At 37.8% G+C, this 23,917-nt stretch carries 18 protein-coding genes; 15 read left to right on the forward strand and 3 right to left on the reverse strand.

What is annotated here, in order from left to right:
* The first annotated feature begins 13 nt into the window (after positions 1–13).
* The 5 genes from K1X66_03525 to K1X66_03545 all read left to right on the forward strand — a co-directional run bounded on the left by K1X66_03525 (position 14) and on the right by K1X66_03545 (position 11,450).
* Complete coding sequence (locus K1X66_03525; protein MBX7157438.1) at positions 14–5,077, forward strand: hypothetical protein; 5,064 nt, start codon at positions 14–16, stop codon at positions 5,075–5,077.
* A 426-nt stretch (positions 5,078–5,503) separates the two neighbouring features.
* Positions 5,504–6,841: an erythromycin esterase family protein gene (locus K1X66_03530; GenBank protein MBX7157439.1), complete on the forward strand. Its 1,338-nt coding sequence runs from the start codon at positions 5,504–5,506 to the stop codon at positions 6,839–6,841.
* A gap of 161 nt (positions 6,842–7,002) precedes the next feature.
* Positions 7,003–8,049, forward strand: coding sequence for a glycosyltransferase family 4 protein (locus K1X66_03535; GenBank protein ID MBX7157440.1), 1,047 nt, complete (start codon positions 7,003–7,005; stop codon positions 8,047–8,049).
* Positions 8,046–10,229: an amylo-alpha-1,6-glucosidase gene (locus K1X66_03540; GenBank protein MBX7157441.1), complete on the forward strand. Its 2,184-nt coding sequence runs from the start codon at positions 8,046–8,048 to the stop codon at positions 10,227–10,229. The genes K1X66_03535 and K1X66_03540 overlap by 4 nt, the downstream gene beginning before the upstream one ends.
* Before the next feature lie 162 nt (positions 10,230–10,391).
* Complete coding sequence (locus K1X66_03545; GenBank protein MBX7157442.1) at positions 10,392–11,450, forward strand: tyrosine-type recombinase/integrase; 1,059 nt, start codon at positions 10,392–10,394, stop codon at positions 11,448–11,450.
* A gap of 144 nt (positions 11,451–11,594) precedes the next feature.
* On the opposite strand, the gene K1X66_03550 is transcribed toward K1X66_03545, so the two are convergent.
* On the reverse strand, positions 11,595–11,876 hold the full coding sequence (locus tag K1X66_03550) for a hypothetical protein (protein MBX7157443.1): 282 nt from the start codon (positions 11,874–11,876) through the stop codon (positions 11,595–11,597).
* Between the two features lie 306 nt (positions 11,877–12,182).
* Between K1X66_03550 and K1X66_03555 the strand changes: the two genes are divergently transcribed.
* The 10 genes from K1X66_03555 (at position 12,183) to K1X66_03600 (ending at position 21,629) form a co-directional block, all read left to right on the forward strand.
* The gene (locus tag K1X66_03555; protein ID MBX7157444.1) at positions 12,183–13,058 is read left to right on the forward strand and encodes a hypothetical protein; all 876 of its coding nucleotides are present in this window, start codon (positions 12,183–12,185) and stop codon (positions 13,056–13,058) included.
* 56 nt (positions 13,059–13,114) lie between these two features.
* Positions 13,115–13,717 carry a hypothetical protein gene (locus tag K1X66_03560; GenBank protein ID MBX7157445.1) on the forward strand — a complete coding sequence of 201 codons (603 nt, stop codon included), beginning with the start codon at positions 13,115–13,117 and terminating at the stop codon, positions 13,715–13,717.
* Positions 13,717–14,808, forward strand: a complete 1,092-nt coding sequence (locus tag K1X66_03565; protein MBX7157446.1) for a radical SAM protein — start codon at positions 13,717–13,719, stop codon at positions 14,806–14,808. The genes K1X66_03560 and K1X66_03565 overlap by 1 nt, the downstream gene beginning before the upstream one ends.
* A 3-nt stretch (positions 14,809–14,811) precedes the next feature.
* Positions 14,812–15,882: a hypothetical protein gene (locus K1X66_03570; protein ID MBX7157447.1), complete on the forward strand. Its 1,071-nt coding sequence runs from the start codon at positions 14,812–14,814 to the stop codon at positions 15,880–15,882.
* An 18-nt stretch (positions 15,883–15,900) separates the two neighbouring features.
* Positions 15,901–17,025: a hypothetical protein gene (locus K1X66_03575; GenBank protein ID MBX7157448.1), complete on the forward strand. Its 1,125-nt coding sequence runs from the start codon at positions 15,901–15,903 to the stop codon at positions 17,023–17,025.
* 28 nt (positions 17,026–17,053) lie between these two features.
* The gene (locus K1X66_03580) at positions 17,054–18,124 is read left to right on the forward strand and encodes a methyltransferase (GenBank protein ID MBX7157449.1); all 1,071 of its coding nucleotides are present in this window, start codon (positions 17,054–17,056) and stop codon (positions 18,122–18,124) included.
* Between the two features lie 19 nt (positions 18,125–18,143).
* The gene (locus tag K1X66_03585) at positions 18,144–18,467 is read left to right on the forward strand and encodes an SdpI family protein (GenBank protein ID MBX7157450.1); all 324 of its coding nucleotides are present in this window, start codon (positions 18,144–18,146) and stop codon (positions 18,465–18,467) included.
* 11 nt (positions 18,468–18,478) lie between these two features.
* Positions 18,479–18,835 (forward strand): SdpI family protein, encoded by a 357-nt coding sequence (locus K1X66_03590; GenBank protein MBX7157451.1) that lies wholly within the window; start codon positions 18,479–18,481, stop codon positions 18,833–18,835.
* 61 nt (positions 18,836–18,896) lie between these two features.
* The gene (locus tag K1X66_03595) at positions 18,897–20,834 is read left to right on the forward strand and encodes a hypothetical protein (protein ID MBX7157452.1); all 1,938 of its coding nucleotides are present in this window, start codon (positions 18,897–18,899) and stop codon (positions 20,832–20,834) included.
* 9 nt (positions 20,835–20,843) lie between these two features.
* A complete protein-coding gene (locus tag K1X66_03600) occupies positions 20,844–21,629 on the forward strand; it encodes a phospholipase D family protein (protein ID MBX7157453.1) in 786 nt (261 codons plus the stop codon).
* A 777-nt stretch (positions 21,630–22,406) separates the two neighbouring features.
* On the opposite strand, the gene K1X66_03605 is transcribed toward K1X66_03600, so the two are convergent.
* Together K1X66_03605 and K1X66_03610 are read right to left on the reverse strand one after the other, a co-directional pair.
* A complete protein-coding gene (locus K1X66_03605) occupies positions 22,407–23,540 on the reverse strand; it encodes a hypothetical protein (protein ID MBX7157454.1) in 1,134 nt (377 codons plus the stop codon).
* Positions 23,537–23,743: a hypothetical protein gene (locus K1X66_03610; GenBank protein ID MBX7157455.1), complete on the reverse strand. Its 207-nt coding sequence runs from the start codon at positions 23,741–23,743 to the stop codon at positions 23,537–23,539. Before K1X66_03610 ends, K1X66_03605 begins: the two co-directional genes overlap by 4 nt.
* Positions 23,744–23,917 lie beyond the last annotated feature (174 nt).

Raw genomic sequence — 23,917 nt, forward strand, 5'->3', positions numbered from 1 at the left:
TGGACAAGGAAACATGAAGAAAATAATCAGTATCGGATTAGTGGGTGGACTTATCGCCATGAGTTTAGCTTTTCTTCTGGTTGACCGAGAGAAAAAGACAAATTTTTTAATTCAAGCTCAACAATGGCTTAACCCACATAAGCAAGGATCGCAAAAATCAATTGTTGATCAAATTTATCCCGCACCTTATGGCGGCGAAAAAGGAAAAATTACTTTAAGAAATTTAGACTTAACTCGAGTGCCTGGCGAAAAAGAGTTGCGCCGCGCAGGTCAACTCGGTAGCCCTTTGACTCCGACGGGGCCTGCCGAGCCTAAGGCGATCAGGAATTCTGTTCAACGCAAGCGTCAAGAACAAGATAATCTGCTTTTTGCGAAAGCAATGGATTTGTGGAACCGGCATAAATATTCCGAGGCTGTGCAACTCTTTCAAAAACATCGAACTGAATTTCCCGATAGTCCTTGGGCAGGAGAGGCGGAATTGCACATGGGTTGCGAAGCGCAATTTAATGGGCGTTGGGATGAGGCGGAATTTAATTTCGAATGGATTTTAAAACAAGTTGCCAAGGGCACCGACATGTATCAAAAAGCAAAATTGCGTCGTTCGGTTTTGGCGATGGAACAGGGACAGATTCAACAGGCGATTGATTCTTTCAAGGAAATGTTACAGACAGAAAAAAGTTGGGAACGTCGCACCTATGCTCAAACTTGGATTCGACAGTTGAGCTTATGGAAAAATTTTCAAGCAGCTTTGCGAAATTGTGGTTCAGAAAGTGTTGCCTATTTATGTGATATTCGCGGAGAAGCCGAAAAGGCAGAAAAATTAAGACAACGTCCTGCTAAAGGCGATCATGGTTTTACATTGGAAGAGTTGATGACGGTTGCTAAGCAAGCGGGGTTTCAGCCCAAGGCGATTCGGGCTGATGGCCCAGCACTAGATAAAATTGCGACTCCCTTTATTGCCCATTACCGGGATCTTCATTATGTTGTGGTAAAAGATATTTTTCCTCAAACGGAAGAGATTAAAATTTACGATCCACGGCTAAAACATGAGACTCGGTTGCCGAAAGATAATTTTTTGCGGCAGTGGTCAGGATTGGGGATAGTTTTTAATGAGAAAATTGCCAAGGAAATTCGCTTGGCTAGTGCAGAGGATTTGCATCAAGTGGGTGGCTGTTGTGGTATTCCGCGACCGGAAGATGACTTGGGCGATGAAGAGGATGATGAGGAAAATGATTGTGGAAAAGGGCTTCCAACTTGGCGAGTCAATGGCATTAACTTGAATGTCAAAGTTCGAGATATTCCACTCTGGTATGACAATAATATAGGGCCGAACGTCCGAATCGTTTTGACCTATAATAGCCAGGATTCCATTAATCAACTACGCCCTTTTGGTAATAAATGGTCATTCAATTACGCTTCTTACGCCATGGAAGGACCGGGTGGAACGGTAACTCTTGTTATGCCACACGGTCGTCGCGATTCATACACGCCAAGTGGTCCTAATAGTTATAACCCGCCCAAGGATCGACCTAATTATCAGTTAACCAAAGTAGGTGATTATGCTTATGAATTAAAATTACCTAACAGAAAAGTTTATCGTTATGCCGTGCCTGAAGCGTTGGAAGGAGAGAGCACCACTTCTTTGTTGGTAGAAGTGCGCGATCCGTTTGGGCAGAAAATAGTTTTGGAACATAATGCGCAAGGCGCTTTAACTAAAATTAAAGATGCTTTAGGTCGGGAAACCTCGGTTCATTACAACCCTCAAGGCTACATTGGTCACATAGACGACCCTTTTGGTCGACAGGCCACTTTTCAATATGATCAAAATGACGATCTCATCGGTCAAACCGATATGGGTGGCATCAGTTACAGCTATACGTATGATGACGATTCTTACCTCGCTAGCATTACTTTACCTTCGGGAAAAACTAAGTTTTACATTGAGGCAGCAGAAACGGGGCTTGGGATACAAGCTTCTTATCCTTCCTCTGGCCAACAGGCAAATCAGGGCGGACAAAATTATCCCGCTCCGGGCGCTGCGATGTGGGAAAATTATCGCGTGACTATTACGGATCCTTTAGGTTTTAGAGAAGAATATTATTTCGATGGAGCGGGCGGTTACGGTTGGTATCGCAACAAAAAACAATGTCTTTCCAAGCTTCCTGCTTTGCAAGCGCCTAAAACGCGATTTTTTTACACGTTAGTCGAGGGAAAAGGCGCTTTTTCAAGTGTGGAATATGCCGATGGGTCTGAAGAATTTTTTAACGATTATACGAGCCATAAAAAACCGCAGACTTTTCAAGATCGAAATGGAAACACACAATCTTATACTTACAACAGTAAGAAAAAAGTTCTCACTCACACCGACGCGCGTGGCAATGTCACCACGTTTTCCTATGCTGAAAATAACAAGCAAGATCTTACGAAAATAGTGAATGCTTTGGATCAAACCATTTTAGAGTTAGCGTATGGAGTTGAAGGCCAAGTGACTTCAATCACGGATGCCGCGCAACATCAAACTTTTTATGGCTATAACGAATTTGGTAACTTAATTGCAATTACAAACGCTTTAGGTGAAATCACAACCTATGTGCGAAACGAGTGGCAACAAATCACTGCAATTAAAAAAGGCAATGCAACTCTTCAAACTTTTACTTACGATCCCATTGGCCGGGTGCAAACCGTCACTGATTCTCTGGGTAATACGAAAGCTTACGATTATAATGATCTGAATCGCATTACTAAAATCACTTTTTCCGATGGCACAACGATTGAAAACCAGTGGAGTTGTTGCCGACTCGAAAGTCAGAACGATCGCGCCGGTCATACGACCTATTTTTCTTATAATGCTGTTGGAAAACTTTTGACACAAACCGACGCGCAAAATCGTATCACTCAATTCTTTTACGATCCGAATGGGAATTTAATTAGACTCATTGATCCCAAAGGCGGCCAGACCAAATGGGAATATGATGCTGTTGATCGATTAGTAAAAAGAATCTATGCTGACAATTCTGAACTAAAATATGGCTACGATAAAATAGGAAACCTTATCACCTTTACTAACGCGCGTAATCAAGTGATCCATTACGCTTACGATAAAACCTACAATTTAACCAATCTTAGTGGGGCCGATCTTGCTCCCGTGTCTTGGAGTTATGATGAATTAAATCGTCAGACTCAAATGGTCGATAACCTGGGCACGACAACTTATGGTTATGACGTAGTAAGCCGACTGAAATCGATCGACGGACCTTGGGACAATGACACAATCACTTATAGTTATGATGCGCTTAATCGTGCCACCCAACGCACGATCGCTTCATCAAGCGTCAGTGTTGTTTACGATGAATTAGGGCGCATTGATTCGAAGACAGATGGTTTGGGAGTTTTTCAATACGATTACAATGGCGTTAGCAGCCAGATTAAAGAGATTACTTATCCTAATTCTCAAAAAACACTTTTTGATTATTACGATCCCAATGGCAGTTCTCGATTAAAAGAAATAGTTAATCAAGGTCCAGCGCAAGAAACCCTTTCCCAATTCACTTACCATTATGATTTTAACGGCAATATTGTGCAATGGGATCGTCAACTCGGCGATTCGCCTCAAGTTTATCATTTTGATTACGATCAAGTGGATCAACTCAAAAGTGCGATTCTGAAAGATCTGAATACTCAAACTGCACTGAAAAAATCTTTTTATAACTACGACGCGGTGGGTAATCGCGTTAGTGTGCAAGAAAATTATAATCCTGTTGAAGGCAGTTTTAACAAACTCAACCAACTCAATCAGCTTCAAGCCGGAGGCTCAATTCTATTTCAAGGTGAAGTCAATGAACCAGCTCTGGTGAAAGTTAATGATCTACCCGCAAAAACAGTCGGCAACCAATTTGAAAGATTAGTAAAAATTCAACCGGGCACGAATCTCATTACTATTACTGCAAAAGATGCGCAGAACAATATTCGAACGAATGTCTACCAAGTTTTAGTGACCAATGAAGCAAACACCACATTTGTTTATGATCCCGATGGTAATCTAACAGATGTAAGCTCTCAGCTATCAGACGTCAGTTATGAATGGGATGCATTCAATCGCTTAATTCAAATCACAAGTCACCAGTCACTAGTCACTAATACCACTCAATTCACTTATGATGGATTGGGTCGATGGGTGGGAATAAAGGAAAAAGAAAATAATGTTTTAACCAGCGATAAACGTTTTTTATGGGCAGGAAATACTCTGGCTGAAGAAAGAAATGCTAATAACGAAATTATTAAGCATTTTTACAGTTCAGGCGTTCAACTGGCCAATCAACAAAAATATTATTATACCCGCGATCACCTCGGCTCGATTCGCGAAGTGACGGATGAAAACGGAGTGGTTCAAGCGCGTTACGATTACGATCCTTACGGAAGAAGAACAAAACTCTCAGGTGATTTAGAATCCGATTTTGGTTTTACTGGCCATTACTTTGATTCGCCTTCCGGTCTTCATTTGACACGATTTCGAGCTTATGATGCGAATTATGCAAGATGGCTTTCACGAGATCCTATCGGAGAGTTGGGTGGGATTAATCTTTACGGTTATGTTGATAATGGGCCGATTGATAAAATCGATCCCTATGGTTTGGTGGATTGGCGAATGCCGGATTATGTTTCAGGAAGTGTGAGTGCTAGTCCACATTATATTCCATATTTGGAATGGATACCTGATTGGGTGGGTGGGTCTGTAACTGTTAGTATCGATCGTTATGGTAACGTATATATAGGACCTGGTATTAGTTTAGGTAAAACTCACGATGTAGGGGTGGCGGCTAGTGGTACTTTTAACTGGATGGCTCTTTCTGATTGTAAACCAAGCGAAGATGAGTTAAGAAACTTTTTATCAGGTCATGCTTTTAATTTTACCAGTGGTTCTGGTTTGGGTATTTCTATTAATTCAGGATTGCCTGGTCCTAATGGAGCGAACTTGTCATGGGGAACTGGCTTTGTGACTCCGCAGGTAGGGGGTGGCTACAGTTATTCTTGGGAGGTATTTAATTTTTCAGACTATGGGTTGGAGGTAAGCTGGTAATTCGGTCTATGAATGTAAACGTATAAACGGGGTTAACTCAATATACAACTGTTTCTCTCCAAATTTCTAAGCTTTTTAAGTAATAGCTTTATTTTTATGGTGTGCTTTTTCCAATCTTTTTACTTCTATAAAGCTCTGCTTTTATTTAAGCGATAAAATTTATGCTATAGTTTCACGGAGTTTACGCTCCCATCTTGCAATAGCTTCATTTCCTGAATTCGTTTCTAACATTTCTAATTGGGAGCGGAGATGATGAGGTTGTTTTAGGGTTGAATCGAAAAGCGTTTCAGCGGCTTACTTGCAAAAAAGAGTTGTCGATTGTGTCAGGGGCAACTCATCTTTTTGAAGGGCCTGGTAAGTTGGAGGAGGTGGTGCGTTGGGCTGCAGATTGGTTTGCACATTATTTATCCTGATTACATTAAAAGAATGAAAAAACTTATCGCCTTGATTCAAGAAAAGGCCCAGCCACTTACCGGATCCTCTCAAGATTATGATGCTTTGTTGGATCTTGTGGGCGATGCTTCTTTTGTTTTGTTGGGGGAGGCATCGCATGGCACACATGAATTTTATCGAGAACGCGCGAAAATTACGCGACGTTTGATTCAAGAAAAGGGATTTCAAGCGGTTGCTGTGGAGGCGGATTGGCCGGATGCTTATCGCGTGAATCGTTTTGTGCATGGCACGAATTCCAATGAAGAAAGTATTGAGGCGTTAGGTGATTTTAAACGGTTTCCGCTTTGGATGTGGCGCAATGCAGAGGTGTTGGATTTTACTGGATGGTTGCGTGACTATAATGAAACCATCGCGAAACCTGCTAAGAAGGTGAGTTTTTTGGGAATGGATCTTTATAGTCTACACACTTCGATCGGAGCGGTTTTAAATTATCTTGCCAAGGTTGATCCTTTGGCTGCTCAACGCGCTCGATTGCGATATTCGTGTTTCGATCATTTTGGTTCAGATGTTCAAGGCTATGGATGGGCGACAGGATTGGGAATTTCGAAGTCGTGCGAGGAAGAAGTGATCAAAGCTCTGCTTGATTTGAGTCAACATCAGGCTCGCTATCTGAGTCGAGATGGTTATGTGGCGATGAGCGAATATTTTTCCGCTGAACAAAATGCGCGGCTCATTAAAAATGCGGAGCATTATTATCGCGCTATGTTTCAGGCGGAAGTTTCTTCTTGGAATTTGCGCGATACGCATATGGTGGAAACTTTGGAGGCGCTGCGGGTTCATTTAAAGGATTTGAAACTAAATCCCAAAATTGTGATATGGGCGCATAATTCGCATTTGGGTAATGCCGGCGCCACGGAAATGGGACAAAGAGGTGAAATTAATGTGGGGCATTTGCTTCGGAAAAATTATGGAAATCAAGCGATGCTGGTGGGTTTGACGACTTATCAAGGCACGGTGACTGCGGCTTCAGAATGGGATGCGCCCGCTGAACGTAAACAGGTGAGGCCTGCGCTTTTAGAAAGTTTTGAAGCGCTTTTTCATGAATCGGGAATTTCACGTTTTTTTCTTAATTTAAAGAGTAATCGTGAATTGGAAGTGGCATTTGCGGAGCCGCGTTTGGAGCGGGCGATTGGTGTGATTTATAGACCGGAAACTGAACGTCTCAGCCATTATTTTCGAGCGTCTTTATCTGAGCAATTCGATGCTATTTTACATTTTGACTATACCCGTGCGGTGGAACCGCTGGAACGCACAACAGAATGGGAAGCGGGAGAGGAAGATGCTCCAGAGACTTATCCAAGTGGGATGTGAGTTAGCTTTAGCTTCTTACTGTTATTTGACGAAAAGGCGCAGTTTCATAAATTAAAGTAAACTTGCTGAGTCGATTTTATCTGTTGTGGAAAAAGTAGATCAGATCAAGTGAAACGAAGTTAGCGTGAAGCTAAACGCAGGGTCGAATTCGGAGGATTACTATGAAAATCGCTCAAGTTGCCCCACTTTATGAAAGTGTTCCTCCACAATGTTATGGAGGAACGGAGCGTGTGGTTTCATATTTAACTGAAGAGTTGGTTCGTTTAGGGCATGATGTTACCCTTTTTGCGAGTGGTGATTCGGTTACTTCCGCCAAATTGAACCCTCAATGTCAGCGAGCGTTGCGGGTTGATAAACATTGCATCGATCAAGCGGCGTATCATGTGGGTATGATAGAAAAACTTTGTCAGCAAGCTGATCGTTTTGACATCATTCATTCGCATATTGATTATTTGCCTTTTTCTCTTTTCCGACGAGTTGTCACCCCTTCTCTTACCACGCTGCATGGACGTCTTGATATTCCTGACCTCATTCCTTTATATCAGGAATTTAGCGATATTCCTGTTGTTTCCATTTCTGATTCACAACGAAAACCGTTATCATGGATCAATTGGCAACAAACGGTTTATCATGGGCTTCCTCGCGATCTTTACGCTTATCACGAACAAATGGGAAATTACTTAGCTTTTTTGGGAAGAATTAGTCCAGAGAAACGGGTTGATAGTGCTATCGTTATTGCCAATCAAGTCGGTATGCCACTCAAAATTGCAGCAAAAATTGATAAGGTGGACAAAGATTATTTTCATGCAAAAATTAAACCTTTGTTGGATAATCCCAATATCGAGTATATCGGTGAAATCGGTGAAAAAGAGAAGGGCGAATTTTTGGGTAAAGCTTACGCTCTCTTATTTCCTATTGATTGGCCTGAGCCTTTTGGATTGGTGATGATTGAAGCCATGGCTTGCGGCACGCCAGTGATTGCGTGTCGAAATGGATCGGTTCCCGAAATTATGGAGGAAGGGAAAACTGGCTTTATTGTTAAGACATTAGCTGAAGCCGTGGAGGCGGTGAAAAAAATTCCAACGTTGAGCAGAAAACGATGTCGGGAAGTTTTTGAGGAGAAATTTACTTCAAATCATATGGCTATTAATTATTTAAAAATTTATCACTCCCTCATTTCGAAATTTCTTATAGCGAAGGCGTCATGATACAGAAAACGATAAAAGATCAGGATGAATTTTATATTTTGGCTGAATCGATTTTGGCTGACGATCGCACGCGCGTGTTGAAATATGGCAATACTTTTGCGGTTTTTGATCGTTATGGCGATATTCAATCGTTATGGTGTGGTGAAGAAGGAATTTATCATTCAGAAACTCGTTATTTATCTCGTTTAGAATTTCGTATTGATCAGCAGCGCCCTTTTCTTCTGAGCTCTTCGATTTTAGAAGATAATACTCTTTTGACAGTGGACTTGACCAATCCAGACATGAAACAGGGCGATGAGGTCCTTATGCATCGAGGATCCCTTCATATTTTTCGATCGAAATTTCTGTGGCAAGGGGCTTGTTACGAAAGATTTCGTTTTGGTTATTATGAAAACACTCCTCGAATCGTTCATTTTTCTTTGTGTTTTGAAAATGATTTTTCGGATATTTTCGAAGTGCGTGGAGCGAAGCGTGAGAAACGAGGTAAAATGAAGCCACCTCGTGTTCATGATGAAACGGTTTATTTGTCTTATCAGGGATTGGATGGAGAGGAAAGAGAAACACGCATTCATTGGTTTTCCTCAAATTCCTCTGCCAAACTGACTAAGACAACATCATCAGAACTTTTTTTTGATATAAAATTAGCGCCTCATTCTTTTGTTGATGTATTTTTGCAGTACGTATTTGTTCCTGGAAAAAGAAAAGTGCCGATTTTTTCTTACGATGAAGCGTTTTGCCTTGCGTCTCAAGATCGAGAAACAGTGAGAAAGGGTGATTGCGGTGTTGTGACTTCGAACGAGCAGTTTAATGATTGGATTGATCGTTCGTATGCCGATATTCACATGATGATTACCCAATTACCTGAAGGTTTTTATCCCTATGCGGGGGTTCCCTGGTTTAATACAGTGTTTGGTCGCGATGGTATTTTTACGGCGCTTTTTTATCTTTGGATTAATCCTAAAATTGCACGCGGGGTTTTAACTTGTTTAGCCGCTTATCAGGCTAAGGCATGTGATGCGGAAAAGGAGGCTGAACCGGGAAAAATTCTTCACGAATTAAGGAAAGGGGAAATGGCCAAACTAAACGAAGTGCCCTTTGGCCTTTACTATGGCAGTGTGGATGCCACGCCGTTATTTGTGGTTTTAGCGGGTGCTTATTATGAAAGAACGGGCGATTTGGAAACGATTAAAACGATTTGGCCCCATATAGAATTAGCACTTTGCTGGATTAAAGAATACGGCGATGTGGATGGGGATGGTTTTGTGGAGTATGGCGGAAAAAAAGCTAAAGGGCTTGTTAACCAGGGATGGAAAGATTCCGAGGATTCTATTTTTCATAAGGATGGCTCACAAGCCCAAGGCCCCATTGCTTTGTGTGAGGTGCAAGGATATGTTTACGATGCTTTTCAAAAAGCTGCTAAGATGGCAAAAGCGCTCGGTCATAAAGAAAGTGCTAGGCATTACTTCAAAAAGGCAAAAATTTTACGCGATAAATTTATTAAGGTATTTTGGTCCGATGAAATTTCTATGTATGTTTTGGCATTGGATGGGAAAAAACGGCCATGCCAAGTGCGCGCTTCCAATGCGGGACATTGTCTTTTTTCGGGCATTGCACCGGTAGAGCACGCACGAAAAATGGCAACTATTTTTTCAGGACAAGATTTTTTTACCGGTTGGGGTATTCGGACACTATCAAGTCAGGAGCGTCTTTATAATCCTATGTCTTATCATAACGGATCTATTTGGCCGCATGACAATGCTATCTTGGCCTTGGGTTTGGCTCGCTACGGGTTTAAGAATTTGGCTATGAAATTAATTAAGGGATTTTTTGATGCGAGTCTTTTTTTGGATTTACATCGTTTGCCTGAATTATTTTGTGGTTTTCCGCGCCGCTCTGCAGAGGGACCAACACTTTATCCGGTTGCCTGTTTGCCTCAAGCTTGGGCATCGGCTTCTGTTTTCTTTTTTTTGCAAGCGATTCTTGGGCTTTCTATTGATAGTCTCGAAAAAAAAATTATTTTTCATTATCCCGTGTTGCCCGAATGTATTCAGGAAATTACTTTGAAAAACATCACAGTTGGAAAATCGCAAGCTGACGTTCTTTTGCAGCGACATAGGAAAGATGTGAGTATTCATATGGTTTCTCGCAAAGGACCGGTTGAAATTATGGTTCGTAAGTGAAACGCGTAGTGAATTCAAAATGGGTAAGCGCAAAAAATGCGGGTGGAGGGAATCGAACCCTCAACTCGGGTATACTGTATTTTAAGTGATTTATTCATAGGTAAATTCTAGGGAAACGAAATGATTTGTTGCTTTTTTTGCTGCACTTGCTGCACTAATTGAATGGCTTCTCTTTATCCAAAGAAAAATTCTCCCTACTGGCATATTCATTTTAAAAACCCTGCGGGCAAATGGGCTAATAAATCTACCGGCTTTAGAAGAGATAATAGACAGGAAACCATTCTCGCTAAAAAGCTCGCGCACGAAATGGAGGCCAGAACGCTGGTTAAACAATCTAAAGATGCTTCCATTCAGTGGGGGAAATGGGTTGAAGAATTTTTTAAGAGAAGATGTAAAAGTAAGTTGACGTTGGAACGCTATCTTGATGGTTGGAAATGGTGCTACTTTTATTTTATTGAAAAGAAAATTCTTGGACCGGCTTTTGTAAATTATCAAACTGCGCTTGATTACATTGAATGGAGAACATCCTATAAGAAAAAAACCGGTAGGGTAGTAAGTAAAAATACGGCTCTTTTGGAAGTTAAGATTTTGAGTCTTGTTCTGCAAGAATGCGTCAAGTTGGGCTATATTCAAGGTAATAAGATTCAAAAACTTGGTATACCAAGAGATACTGCAGGTGAAAAACCTGCTCTGAGTGACGAAGAAATAATCATTTGTAGAAAGGCGCTGCTTAAGGAACCTGATTGGATGAGAATTTCTTTTGAAATCTCTTTGAATACGGGATGCAGACTTAGGGAAACAGCAATCCCACTTAGCTGTATTGATTCTAAAAGAGATATGATTACTTTTCCTTCTCCTAAGGGTGGTAAAAAACGTGCTTTTAGCATTCCAATACCTGATGGATTGAGACCAACTATAAATGAAATTTTGAAAAACAAATTTATTGTTGAATTCCCTTTTCAACCATCGCGAAGATGGCAGCAATTTTTCAAGAAAGTAGGATTGCCTCACTTGTGTTTTCATTGTTTAAGAGTCACTTTTGTTACGAGACTTGCTCAAGAAGGCGTGCCGCTTTCGGTGGCAATGAAGCTAGTAAATCATGGCTCAGAATTGGTTCATAGAATTTATGTCCGCTTAACGGTTGATGACCTTCGACCTTATGCAAACTCAGTTCGGCTCCCATCTTTGCGCGCCTCCAACGCCAAAATTCGGCGTACCTAGTCTTTTTGTGAAAAATCGGAAATCCTGGCTCCCTGGAAAATTCTAGTATTTCTTCATAAGAATAACCGCTTGCAAATGCTAGTTCTCGACGTGTTAACGCCTTTCCTGATTTAACTTTCTCATCAACTTTTTCTTTAAGCGATTTCATTGAATTTCCTCATTAAGTTTTAAAAATGAAGTTGATTGATCTGAGCCCTTTTTATCCTTTTCGGTAGTTTGATTTGAGACTTTTAAAAGCGTCTCCATGACGAGACGATTAAATCGCTCGGCAATATTCTTAGGATCGAGTCTATTAAGTTCGGTTAAAATCATTATTTCAATAAGCTTACTTATTGAAATCGACAAACCAGACTGAGCAACAAGACCGGCTGCTGCTTTAAATTTTTCAAGAACGCTGTCTGAATGAAGCGTAATTGAGTTATCCATCTTGTTATCCATCGTTACTATACCCTTCTAAATTTGCGCTAATTTCATAACTAGCTCAGAGGCAAATGCGCAAATCTACCATCTTAGCTAATTGGGTTAAACAGCGAGCTAGTCGCTGGTTGGGTAATAGATTGCGAGTAAACCAATTTGGAATATTGGTGATTTATAGCTTAAGACAACAATCTCTTACTTTTTATGTGAATTGTCAAGAAATTTTGCCATTTACTAAGATGGTTAATAGATTTGATGCTTAATTTGCAATTTTTTTGTTTACTTGTTAACTTTTTAAGCCGAAACTTCAAAAAGATGAGAAAAATAAACTTTTTTCTTAGTAAATATATCCTCTGCTTAACACTTTTTTTATTCGCAACTGTTAAAATATTTTCGGCTATCAGTCCGGAAGCTGAAAAGGCAATTAACATAATCAATGGTTTCAGCAGCAATCATCCAAACGTTTATATTAAAACCAAGACAGTAGGACAAGGTGGGGGTGCTGAAAGTGATATTTATAAATTTAAAGAAACGGGAAAAGAGGAAGTATGGCGCTTACAAATTAAGTCAGCATGGCCTCCTTCATTATATGTTCTTTTTCCTCACGAGAATAAGATTTATGCTTACTTCCCACTAACTAAGCAAGTTACTTTAGCACAAGATGTTTCATCACAATCTCAATTCTTCGAACCAAGCAAAAAAGAGGTGTTTGATTTGAAAGTGTTTGGAGACTTAATTACGGATAGTTCAGTGGCAAAGATTAATGATCAAGAACGTCTCAATCTAGTGTTCGACACAGAGAAAATGATCAAAAAGGGTTTACTTCCTCAAAATGTATCAGATTTGATAGTAAGTATAGACTACAAGCCCAGCGGAGAAATAATAAAAATCGAACAAACCGTTAACGGTATAAAAATTGTATCATCAATGGAATATATTACTTTCGATATTAATAAAATTAAAGAATTGGCTCCTGTTGTTCCTGAAGTAGCAGATACTGAAATAAAAAAGAGTTTTAGCGAGGCGTTTGCAGAGGAAATAGAATTTTTTAAAAACAAAGAAAACTCTTCAACAGAAGGTAATACATCTGAAAAAGAGAATGGGCCTATTAACAAAACAACCACTAATACGGTCAATAGTGCTTTAAAAGGTTTAGATTCTGATAGTAATAACACGAACAAAACCCATTAAGGACATCAGTAATAAAAATTTAATTTAGAATAAATTCTATGCCTTCCGAGAGCGATATGTTTGTCATGCCTATTAACCCAAAGGATTTTAATCTTTTTGCTGTAGAAGATTTCCTTAGGCAAATTCATGATTCTAAGCAAAGAAAAGCATTAATTAAATCCGCAGGCTATTCACCTGAAGCTCGCGCTGCTTATGAGAAACAGAACTCCCTTCCTATTGGTGCTATTGAACTTGCTATCATGACCGACGACACAAGTTTACAAGATCGCGGAAATCAAATTAGTTATAAGCTAATTGCTTCTAGAGAAAATCCACAACTTCAAATGAGAGCTTTAGAAGAGGCTGCTTCTTTTTCATACGGGTTAGCTAAAAGATATCCTCAAGCGATGCGTTTTATGACTCGATATAATGCGGAATTATACAGTCAAAGAAAGTTGTATGCTGCTCAAATTATTAAAGTTTCTTTGGATTATGACAAAGAAACTAGTGCTAACGTGAGTATTGGAGCAAATCTTTGGGTGCTCGCGAATCTAGGCGTTGTTACCCATGCAGCTTTGGTATTTTATTTGGCAGTTGCTATTGGAGGAGTAGCGTTAGCTGTAGCGTGGGCTATTACTACAGGTTCACCAGCTCGTCTTAAAAAAACTGTTAAAACATAATGATAATTGTCCCTCATACTTTATCGATTATTACGACTCACAAATGTACAGCTGCTTGTGATCATTGTTGTTTTAATTGTTCTCCTCAGGTGCCACATCAGATGACTGCTGCTCGTATTCATGGCTATATTGATCAAGCAACAGAAATTCCTAGCATACAAGCTATAGTTTTTACTGGTGGAGAATGCTTTTTATTAGGAAAAGAACTGGATGCTTTAGTTAGAAGGTCAAGTAACCATGGATTTGGCACACGTTTTGTATCTAATGGGTATTGGGCAACATCGAGAGAAATAGCTCGAAAAAGATTATCTAGATTAGTTGATAATGGCTTGTTAGAAGCCAATTTTTCTACGGGCGATGCTCATTCTAGATACGTGCCACCTGAATATGTTAGGAATGGAGCGATAGAGGCCGCCGCTGCTGGTCTTACAACGGTGATAATGGTGGAGCTTTTTGAGAAAAGCCAATTTGACTTCGAAGCATTTGTTGATGATGCTGAATTTAAAAAGTTTTTGGATAAGGGACAAATCATTATTAACAATTCACCTTGGATGAGTTTTAAAGGAGAAACTTCCCTTACTTATACTGAAAAACATCTGGATTTTCATAAAGATCAAAAAGCTTGTACCACAGCATTAAAAGTATTAGCCATTACACCTACAGAAAAATTGATTGCTTGTTGCGGATTGCCTTTAGAAGAGATTCCCGAATTATGCTTAGGAGATTTAACTAAAAAGAGTATTAAAGAGATTATTCAATCTCAAAACGATGATTTTATTAAAATTTGGATCCATGTCGAAGGCCCAGATGCTGTTATAGATTATGCGCGCCAATTTGATTCCACAATACCCAAACAACATGAAAAAGCACACGTCTGTGATAAATGTCGTGCTATGTATCATGATAAACGGGTTATCGAAATTGTTAAAAAGAGTCCTCCAAAACATATGGATCGTATCATTAACAAATATTTACAATCGCTTATGTTTATTAAAACAGAAGCAGCAATTGAGTGTGATGTTGAATTTTATAAAGCATCCTGCTCCTTAAAGAGCGCAAGAGAGATTAGGAAATTAGCGTTAACGGCATGATTTATGTTAGAAGCACTTAAAAAAATTAAAATTAAATTAGAAGAAAGAGGCTTAATTTATTTTTATGAAAGTCTGGGAGTGGCTAATTTAAGAACGTGGGATTGGAAAACTATTTCTGAAAAATTGCAGCAATCTTCTGATCAACTATTATGGAAGTTTTTTTTCTGTCACGAGCCAGTTGAAAAAACTGCATTGAGCAAGGAAGTATCTTTGGCCGCCGTTGATTTATTAGAAACTCTTGGATTAGCAAAATCAGATAATGAGCAAATTCAATTAAAAGATCATTACTTAATCACTTATCATGGAGCAATCGCTTTTACTGATAATGAAGCTCGACAAAAATTTGGCTTCACTGATTTAACTCAAGCTATTCTTTGCCAATTGCCAACAACCAAGTTGGGAAGGCATTTAAGTTGTTTTTCTCTTTGTGGATTGGAAAATGTTATTTGCAGAAGGATGGGTTATAAAACAGCTGCTTGTTTTAGTAGCGAGAAAGAGAAATTACTTTTTGAAATTAACTTTGCTTTGAATGGTTATTTGGATATTGAGCTTTTGCCCATTAATTCCTTACATGAGGCTGGCAAGTTTGATGTCATTACATCTACACCACCTTGTTTGCCTTGCCCGGAGAATATTTTACTGTCCTCCACTAATAGGGGAAATATTGATGGAAGTGAATTTTGGAAATGGACTCTAACTCAAGCAACTGAACTGCTAAATGAAAAGGGGACAGTTGAGATGGTTTTTATGACGATGGGTAATGAATCAAAGTTTATTTCATCTCAAAGTAACTTAGACTTTCTAGAACAATTGCCCCTAAAGCAAGTTTTGTCTATTTGGTCTAAAATACAATATTCAGTTGGAACACCCGCTTTCAATTACACTATTAAAGAAGCCTCAACATTGAACAAACTTTCTTTAGAAGAGGTGGAGGCTATTTATTCTAAACATTATTTAGATAACGAAATCGATACTGCTTATTTTGTTAGATTTCACGGTGAAAAACAAAAAAACAAAGAGCCATTGACACTTGTTAATCTAGCAAATGAATATTATGGCACTTGGTTGGTATAAAATAATAAAGGGGAAAATATGAGCTTAAGTAGAAGAAATTTTCTTAAGAAAGGTGGTATTGTTACTTCTGTAGGATTGATCTTTCCCACACTTACCACAGTTGAGGCAAAAGGAATAGCGCCATTTGCATCAAGCCACCTCAAAACTCAAAATTTAGGAATTGAATTTGATAAAACAGATCAAACAATTTTCAACTATGTAACTCAATTTTGTGAGGAATTTTACCTTCAAGGGGGATGTATCTTGGGAAAATTATTAAAAAGCGGTGTTAAATCGACTTATATCCTGAGTAAAATTAATGATTTTTCCTCACTTAAAAATTTCTTGTTTAAGAAGGGTGTTGTTCCTCTCTCTAATGTCTACAGTAGAGCTAACATAATTAATTTTTACTATGGAGAAACTTATTTTACACTGGAAAACTTACCACCAGAGGTCTTTTCTTATCGTGTTTTAGACCATTCTACGGTTCAAGATATTAGCTATGCTCATCAAGCATTACTATACGATCCAATTAAACACAAATTATGGGATCCTCTTAAAGCAATTGATATTCAAAACAAAAATCATCAATCGCTAAATTTAATTCAGATTAAAAGTAATTTGTCTCATGGATTTAGAGATTTAATCCAAGGTGAGCTAGACATATGCTATTATCGGTTAGCTCCGAGTTCTGAATTTATCGATTATAAAGATCAAATCCTAAAAAAATCTTCTCTGCCCCCCAATTTATCAAAAAATGTTATTTCCACTTTTATTAACCATATATCTATTTTGACCAAATATTTATCTGAAGATGCTTTTTTACAATATGTTAATTCACCTATAGTAAGTTTTAGTATTGAAACAGAATTGAAATTGAAAACTGAGCAGGTTGTTGATGCTTATAAAGAGTTATCTAAAAACTTAGACGGAAAATACTCCAAAGGGTCAATATGGTTAGCCCTTCTTTTTTCGCCTAAAATCAATGAAAAAAGTCAAGATATTCAGCAGAGAATTGTAGATCACAATATTAACTTTGCTAATTTTTGGTCTCAATACGACAATCGATTTAATTTTATACAATCTCAAGACGACTTTGCTATGTCCAGAGCCATTGTCGCAAATAGCGTGTTCCATTCCATTCTAGAAGAACAACTCACTTAAGTTAGTTGTGCAACTAGAGATTTAAAGTGTGCAAAATTTACGAAAAGCTATCCAAGAATATGGCTATCTTCAATTTTATTTAGCTTTTGGAGATGGAAATTTAAGACAAAAAGAGTGGCATGAAGCGGCTACTGTTGCACAAGGTTCATTGCGTACGCTTATCAATGTATTTTTACTTAATGAAACAGAAGATGTATCGACCCTTTCTTCTTTAATAGGAATTGAAGCCGTAGAAAGAATTTGTAACAACGAAATTCTTGAGCGAAATGGAAATCAAATTCAGTCTAAAAATTATGTTTTAATCTCTTTTAGAGGTTTTTTAATTTTCCATCAAATAGGTGTTGCTCCTCAATCTTATTTTGGAGCTGACAGTATTGCATTAGCCACTTATCAAACCCCTTCAATTAATGGGAGGACTTTGGATTTATGCAGTGGCCCTGGCATTCAAGCTATGGTGGCTTCTCTTCACAGTCGAGAATCTCACAGTGTTGAAATTAATGAAAAAGTGCATAAAGTTGCTAAAGTTAATATAGAATTAAATTCGTTAGAAAATAAAATCATATTACATCATTGCAGCAATGAAGAGTTTTTAAAAACGGATTATCAGAATTTTGATTTAATTACTTTTAACCCACCCTTATTGCCTATTCCTGATGAATTGGAATATCCCTTTGTTGGCAATGGTGGGAATGATGGATTAAAAATTACTAAAAATATTTTAACTACTTACTCTAAAAAATTAAATAATAATGGTAGGTTTGAGTTTGTTGGAACCGGTTTAGGTTATGAAGGTCAGCCTTTGTTTGTTTCAGAGCTTTCTTCCTTAATGAAATTAAACAAAATACAGAGCCGATTCTTTTTGCTAGCACGAAGAAAATTGATTTCAGGTTCATTACTTTTCGATTGTTTAGTTCAAACAACCGCTCTATTTTTAAATAAGCCTGTTATAGAACTTGAAAGAATATTTTTAGATCATTTTGCTAACTTAAAAAGAAATGAACTTTATTTCTTTTTTGCTTCATGTTCTAAAAAAGAAAATTTTGAGGAAACTCAAATTATCGACTTTTCAAATCACTATATGGGCGATTGGTTTCTTTAAATTTTAAAATATGAGCAACATGAATGCGCTTCTTGTTTACAATTTTTTTCTAGCCGTTCTTATCCTGTTAATAGCTATTCCATTAGCTTTAAAGAAGATTTCACCCAATTCTTTATATGGGATTCGGATATCAAAAAGTCTAAAATCTGAAACAAACTGGTATGCTATTAATGAGTATGCGGGCAAGCAAATGATAGTTTGGAGTATAGTCCATCTGATTTTTCTTCTAATTGTTTGGAAACTTTCTGCTAATCTTTCATTTAATAAAGCTGTTATATATGGAGGGCCTTTTATGCCTCTAATTCCTATCATTTTAACTTTAATTTATACGAGAAAATTTTAAGATTAATTCGAGTGAAATTAAAAGGCCCAACTCCAGAAAAAATTTTGCCTGCAATTTTTTATGGTGTAGCAATTATCCAAATTTTGGCAGGCATCCCTCTTGCATTGAGTGTGGTACCTCAAAACTCCATATACGGTTTTAGAACTCGATCAACTTTGGCTAACGAAACAATTTGGTATGAAATGAATCAGATCTTTGGAATAGCTTTAGTTCTAGGTCAAATTATTATTTTGATAGCAACGCTTTTAATTTTAAGCAAAAAACGAAATCTCAAGGAGATATCAATTTATAAAGTCGGTATAGGCCTTAATATAATTGTTTTGATTGTGGCAGCTTTATTAACTTTTATCTTGGCTAATAATATTTAAAAAAGGTAATACGAAAATAAATTCAGTAATAGATCCTTCACTAACGTTTAGTGAAATTAAAATGAAATTTTCCCATAAATTACTTTTGCTAGTTTGCTTATTATTGAATTATTTTTTTATAAATGATTCTTTAGTGGCGGAGTCGCGACGGTTTCCTTGCTATGTGGCATTTTCTCCAGGAGATGATATATTAACAACACTCTTAGAAGAATTAGAATCGGCTAAAAAAACTGTTGATGTAGGTATTTTTTTCTTAACCGAAGATAAGCTTCTCGATGCTCTTTGTTTTATTTCATCTAAAAGAATGGTGAGAGTTAGAGTTTGGGCAGACGAGCGAATGGGGGAACCTTCGTATCGACCATTAATGGATCGGTTAATGGCTCATGGTGTTACAGTTTATGCCGAGACACTTCCTAATAATGGGAAATTACATTTAAAATGCGCTGTCATTGATAGAGAAACGGTAATTACTGGATCTTGTAACTGGACGCCTAATGGATTAAATGAAAACTTTGAAAATCTTGTAGTGGTACGCTCACCACTTTTAGCTTCAAAATATACCTCTATGTTAGAAGCTCTTACTGGCAAAAGTAAACAGCTTAGTACCTCAGTTCAAGAAATAGAAAAGGTAAAAAAATTTCCTGAATTAAATGAATTAGCAAAAGACCAACGCAAAGACAACGAAGTGCCTTTACCGCAGGGTTTTCAATTGCCTTCTAGAATTGAAGCTTATTTTAGTTTAAATCGAGAAGGTTTTGACGCTCTTTTAGCTGAAGCAAAACGCGCTATGTCACGAATTGATATTGCGATGTATGCCATAACTGATCCTGAAATGATCGAAGCTTTCATAAAAATTACCCGAGAAAGAAGAGTAAAAGTTCGATTATTAACCGATAGCACCATGATGAATGGGAAATACTTAAGTATTACACAGCGATTAGCTGATGCAGGAGTAGAAATTTATTATTTAGATAAAGCTCAAGCTAGCCAGCATTTGAAGACGTTGATTATTGATTCACGGCAAGTTTGGACGGGTTCCGCTAATTGGACAACCAGTGCTCAAGAGAAGAATATTGAAGATATGGTATTGCTAGAATCTTCTGAATTAGCTGCCCATCATTTACAATTATTTGATATAATACAGGCCGCATCTAAAAGCTACAAATATGTCGACCAAAATCGAATTACGCCATTTAACAATGAGAAAAATTTCGAAGGAAGTCCGACAAACCAAAATGATGCAGCATTAGGTCTGCCACCTTCGAAGGTGAGAACTGATTTTACTCAATTTAATACTTTTTCTGAAATGCCACCTTTGCCATTAAGAGGATCATTAGAATATCTTGATGATGAAGAATATTTGCCGATCTTGTTAGATTTAATTAACACAGCGCATCAATCTATTTACGGTGTTTTATATCAATTTTCTACGCCGGGTGTGCAAGCCGTTGAATTGCCCAAGGTGATTACTGCTTTAGAAGAAGCTGTTAAACGTGGGGTTTACATTTATCTAATTTTAGATACTCCAGAAAATCGCAATAGCGAATTGGCAGAAGCCCATTCTAAAATGGCGGAATTACTTCGTGCGAAAGGAGTTGATGTTCGATTGGGTTTACCGGCCCATTTTTTGCATAATAAAATGCTTATAGTAGATTTATCAAAAATCTTGCTGGGTTCCCATAATTGGTCTGAAGGTGCCCTTTCAGGAAAACGCGTTCATGAATGCAGCGCTCTGATGGTTTTAGAAGAGCAATTACCTAAACTGGTTAATTATATAGAAAAAATTCCTGTAATCCAGGACATGAGAGGTCGCAAAAATTGGGATGATGAAATAGCTACCTTACGTTATTTTCGTAGCCTTACACCAACACAGCAAAAGGATTTTTTAAGTAAGCGAACGAACTCGCTTTCTGCGACTTCATCAATTTCAACAAACACTTCTGACCCTTTATCAAATATGTACACAAACCTTTTTAAAATTGAACCATTAAAACCCTAGTGCGACCTTATGATACTTTTAAAAAGGTTCATCTTCATTTTAACCACAATCGGGTGCATCATACCCATAAATATAAGTGCGACCGTAAATTCTAATCCAAAGTTTGACATCATCGTTTTACGAACAGGCGAGCAATTACAAGGTTATATTGTTTCCGAAACAGAAGAGGCCTATCGCTTTACCAAAGTCGCTGAGTCCGACACTAGTTCTACCACAGAAAACATACCTCGGCTAACAGTTGCCTATGTTCTTTATGCTGATGTAAATGAAAATCGACAAAAGCTAGGGTTAGATGTTTGGCGCAATCGTTGTTCAACCCGACAAGCTAATGCCGAATTACTAACCTCAACTGCATTCGGAGATGCCATTTTAAAAGAGGCTGAGTCAGCGACTCGATCTATTTATGTATTAACTTACTACTTAATAGACGATCTTCCTTTTACTCAAGTGCTCAAACAAAAAGCAAAACTAGGTGTCGAAGTAGTAATCCTTTGTCCTTTTGATGCTGGAACAATGGAAATGGTAAGACGAGCCAATATAGATTCTGCAAATCTATTAAGTAAAAGCGGCATTAAAGTGCGATTTACTCAAAGTGGTAAAATCATGCACAAAAAATTAGTTATTTTTGATAAAAAGAAAGCTGTCTTAGGAAGTTCTAATATTACAGGAACAAGTACCACAAGTAGTTTTAATATGAATTTAATTTCAGACGCTGAAAATTTTGTTAAAGAGGCCGTGCGAGATTTTGAGGAAATTCTAAGTAAATCCAAGGAGGCTTCAGAGTTAACCTATTAATGTTCAAAGATACTAATTTATCTAACAAGATTGGGCAATTTCAAACTATACCGCTACCAAATTTTCTTTGCACCTTACCATTTTTAACCTATCTTCTCAAGAGTCTGTTTCAACGATTTGATTGTGAATATTCCTAACTGGCAGGTAGCCAGGATTTAAAATTTAACAGAAGGGGTATTATGCATTCAAAGGACTATAAGAAAATTTTTAAGCTTCTTACTCGATTAGCTAGAAGCGATAGGTTTATAAAAAGGAGTCGAATTCTTAATATTGTTAACATTCTAATAATAATTGAGGCCGAGAAGTTAATAAATCTCCTTAGCTTACTTTCTGCAAAAGAATTTTGGATCGGGGTCTGGGATAAAATACAGGTATTAATAAACTCAGATCACAATGACTTAATATGTTTTTGTTTGGTAATGCTCGCTTGTTTAATAGTGCGAGAGTTGTTTAAAAAGAAAAAGAGGAGTCATTTTCTTAAAGATAATTCAATCACCGTTGAGGAAACTACATATATAAAAAAGACCTATTGGATTAAAATAGTTTATAGTGATTGACCATCCCCACAATGTTTAGACAAAATATTTTCATTCAACTTTATGTCGCGTTAAGTTGTTGGACAGTAATTCATACAACTTCTTTTCGCTATCTGGGACAAAGGCCGTGTAACCCTTAAAGTAAACAATAGTTTGGTTAGATTGGTCAGCTTCATGAGATAAGAAGCCGTCAACATCACAAAGCCTAAAATTAAATTCCTGACAGCATATAAATCCGTCTTCAACTAATTTTTCTGCTTGGATGTCGGGCTTGGTATTGAGCTTGTCGCGGGTAATAGTAGGCATTTTTAGAGGCATAGTGTTCTCCATATAATTTTTGATAATTACGATATTGGGAAAGATAATATTTTCTCAATTGATGAAGCTGTTCATACATTTTCTTAGACTGTCTCCCTTTCACTGCTTTTGACATCTTTTCAATGACTTTAAGTGCGATCGGTTTCTTAATGCCAGTTAGCCTTTGCATGAAATTTAAGTTAGCTCTTTGGGTTCTTCGGCGTCTGTCTTCCTCAATATAGGCTCTTAACAGTTGGAGCCTTTTATAAGTCTGCTGTAGTTGAAAGGCCTGAATGTTTTGAGAGTTTTGCAGTTGGATTAGTTCTTGAGAACCGAGTCGAGGACTAAAGAAAAGCTTATCGGTTCTTAAGAACATGCTTTTCTTCTCTGAGACAACTAACTTTTCCGGATTCTTTAAGATTTCTTCCCATTTTCTATTCTGAACTTCAAAACATTTCCTAATATAACCCATCTGATCCCGATGCTTTGAATGTTTTAGGTTCTTAGGCGTGCTGCAACCAACATAGCGGCCTTCCTTAGTTCTAGGACATAAAGCCACATGAACATGAAGATTATCGGTGTCATGATGAATGCCATAAGCATAACCAATTGAGTCTCCGGGATGAAACTTTTCCTGAAATTGTCTCATCACTTGCTTCATGCTCCGATGCAAAACACTGTCCGGATTCAGACTGGCTTTCACCAAAGCATCGTGCATTTCTTTTGACATAGAAAAGACCATCCGATGTTGAATCACTTTACCTTTTCCAGAAGTTCTTTTGAGATGTTCATGCCAGCTTTGGGTTATTCTTTTCTTCCTTTCTTCATTGGAAAGCAAAGAAGGAGACGTAAAAGTTCCGTCATTGTTTTGACCGACTTTAAAATGAAAAAAACCGCCGGGATAAACCTGTCCAACTGTTTCTTTGGAAGCGTAATCACTAAATTGTCTTAACTTTTGACCGGTGATAAATTCTTTGGGTCTATTTCTTTGTTTTAGCTGAGAAGTTTCATCCAAATAATCAATATCCAGACGAGCTTTCCAAGTGCTTTTCTTGGCAAAAATCATGGCATTTTTCATAAATGTTCCTCCGTTAATTCCAGTAAGTTGTTAAGTTTAGTTTCAAGAGATTTGAGTTTTTGGGATATAGGTGTGTCTTCTTTTCCTTCACTAAAAACCAAAGTTTCAAAGGTTTGACCTTTGGTTTTTAACCCTAACTTTTCATGAAGTTGTTCAAACCTTTTGATGGTTTGTTCAGTGGTTCTGACTCTAAATATTGGCATATATTTCCTTTCTTTGTAGCTCGCTTGACGAGCGGAAAAGCCGCCCGGTCTTGCGAAAAAGTTGAAGCAAAAAGTGAGAGGGCGCAAAATTGTCTATAATTTTGCTATCCTGCGTACTCACAAACCATGACACATTCCACGTGGAAGATGGTTTTATGAGAAGTGGGTCGAAGG

This window comes from Verrucomicrobiia bacterium, from assembly GCA_019694135.1.
Lineage (GTDB): Bacteria > Verrucomicrobiota > Verrucomicrobiia > JADLBR01 > JAIBCM01 > JAIBCM01.

Excerpts from the sequence above, each read along its gene's own strand:
- K1X66_03525 (MBX7157438.1), top strand. The coding sequence starts at position 14 with ATGAAGAAAATAATCAGTATCGGATTAGTGGGTGGACTTATCGCCATG.
- K1X66_03530 (MBX7157439.1), top strand. The coding sequence starts at position 5,504 with ATGAAAAAACTTATCGCCTTGATTCAAGAAAAGGCCCAGCCACTTACC.
- K1X66_03535 (MBX7157440.1), top strand. The coding sequence starts at position 7,003 with ATGAAAATCGCTCAAGTTGCCCCACTTTATGAAAGTGTTCCTCCACAA.
- K1X66_03540 (MBX7157441.1), top strand. The coding sequence starts at position 8,046 with ATGATACAGAAAACGATAAAAGATCAGGATGAATTTTATATTTTGGCT.
- K1X66_03545 (MBX7157442.1), top strand. The coding sequence starts at position 10,392 with ATGGCTTCTCTTTATCCAAAGAAAAATTCTCCCTACTGGCATATTCAT.
- K1X66_03550 (MBX7157443.1), bottom strand. The coding sequence starts at position 11,876 with ATGGATAACTCAATTACGCTTCATTCAGACAGCGTTCTTGAAAAATTT.
- K1X66_03555 (MBX7157444.1), top strand. The coding sequence starts at position 12,183 with ATGAGAAAAATAAACTTTTTTCTTAGTAAATATATCCTCTGCTTAACA.
- K1X66_03560 (MBX7157445.1), top strand. The coding sequence starts at position 13,115 with ATGTTTGTCATGCCTATTAACCCAAAGGATTTTAATCTTTTTGCTGTA.
- K1X66_03565 (MBX7157446.1), top strand. The coding sequence starts at position 13,717 with ATGATAATTGTCCCTCATACTTTATCGATTATTACGACTCACAAATGT.
- K1X66_03570 (MBX7157447.1), top strand. The coding sequence starts at position 14,812 with ATGTTAGAAGCACTTAAAAAAATTAAAATTAAATTAGAAGAAAGAGGC.
- K1X66_03575 (MBX7157448.1), top strand. The coding sequence starts at position 15,901 with ATGAGCTTAAGTAGAAGAAATTTTCTTAAGAAAGGTGGTATTGTTACT.
- K1X66_03585 (MBX7157450.1), top strand. The coding sequence starts at position 18,144 with ATGAATGCGCTTCTTGTTTACAATTTTTTTCTAGCCGTTCTTATCCTG.
- K1X66_03595 (MBX7157452.1), top strand. The coding sequence starts at position 18,897 with ATGAAATTTTCCCATAAATTACTTTTGCTAGTTTGCTTATTATTGAAT.
- K1X66_03600 (MBX7157453.1), top strand. The coding sequence starts at position 20,844 with ATGATACTTTTAAAAAGGTTCATCTTCATTTTAACCACAATCGGGTGC.
- K1X66_03605 (MBX7157454.1), bottom strand. The coding sequence starts at position 23,540 with ATGAAAAATGCCATGATTTTTGCCAAGAAAAGCACTTGGAAAGCTCGT.
- K1X66_03610 (MBX7157455.1), bottom strand. The coding sequence starts at position 23,743 with ATGCCAATATTTAGAGTCAGAACCACTGAACAAACCATCAAAAGGTTT.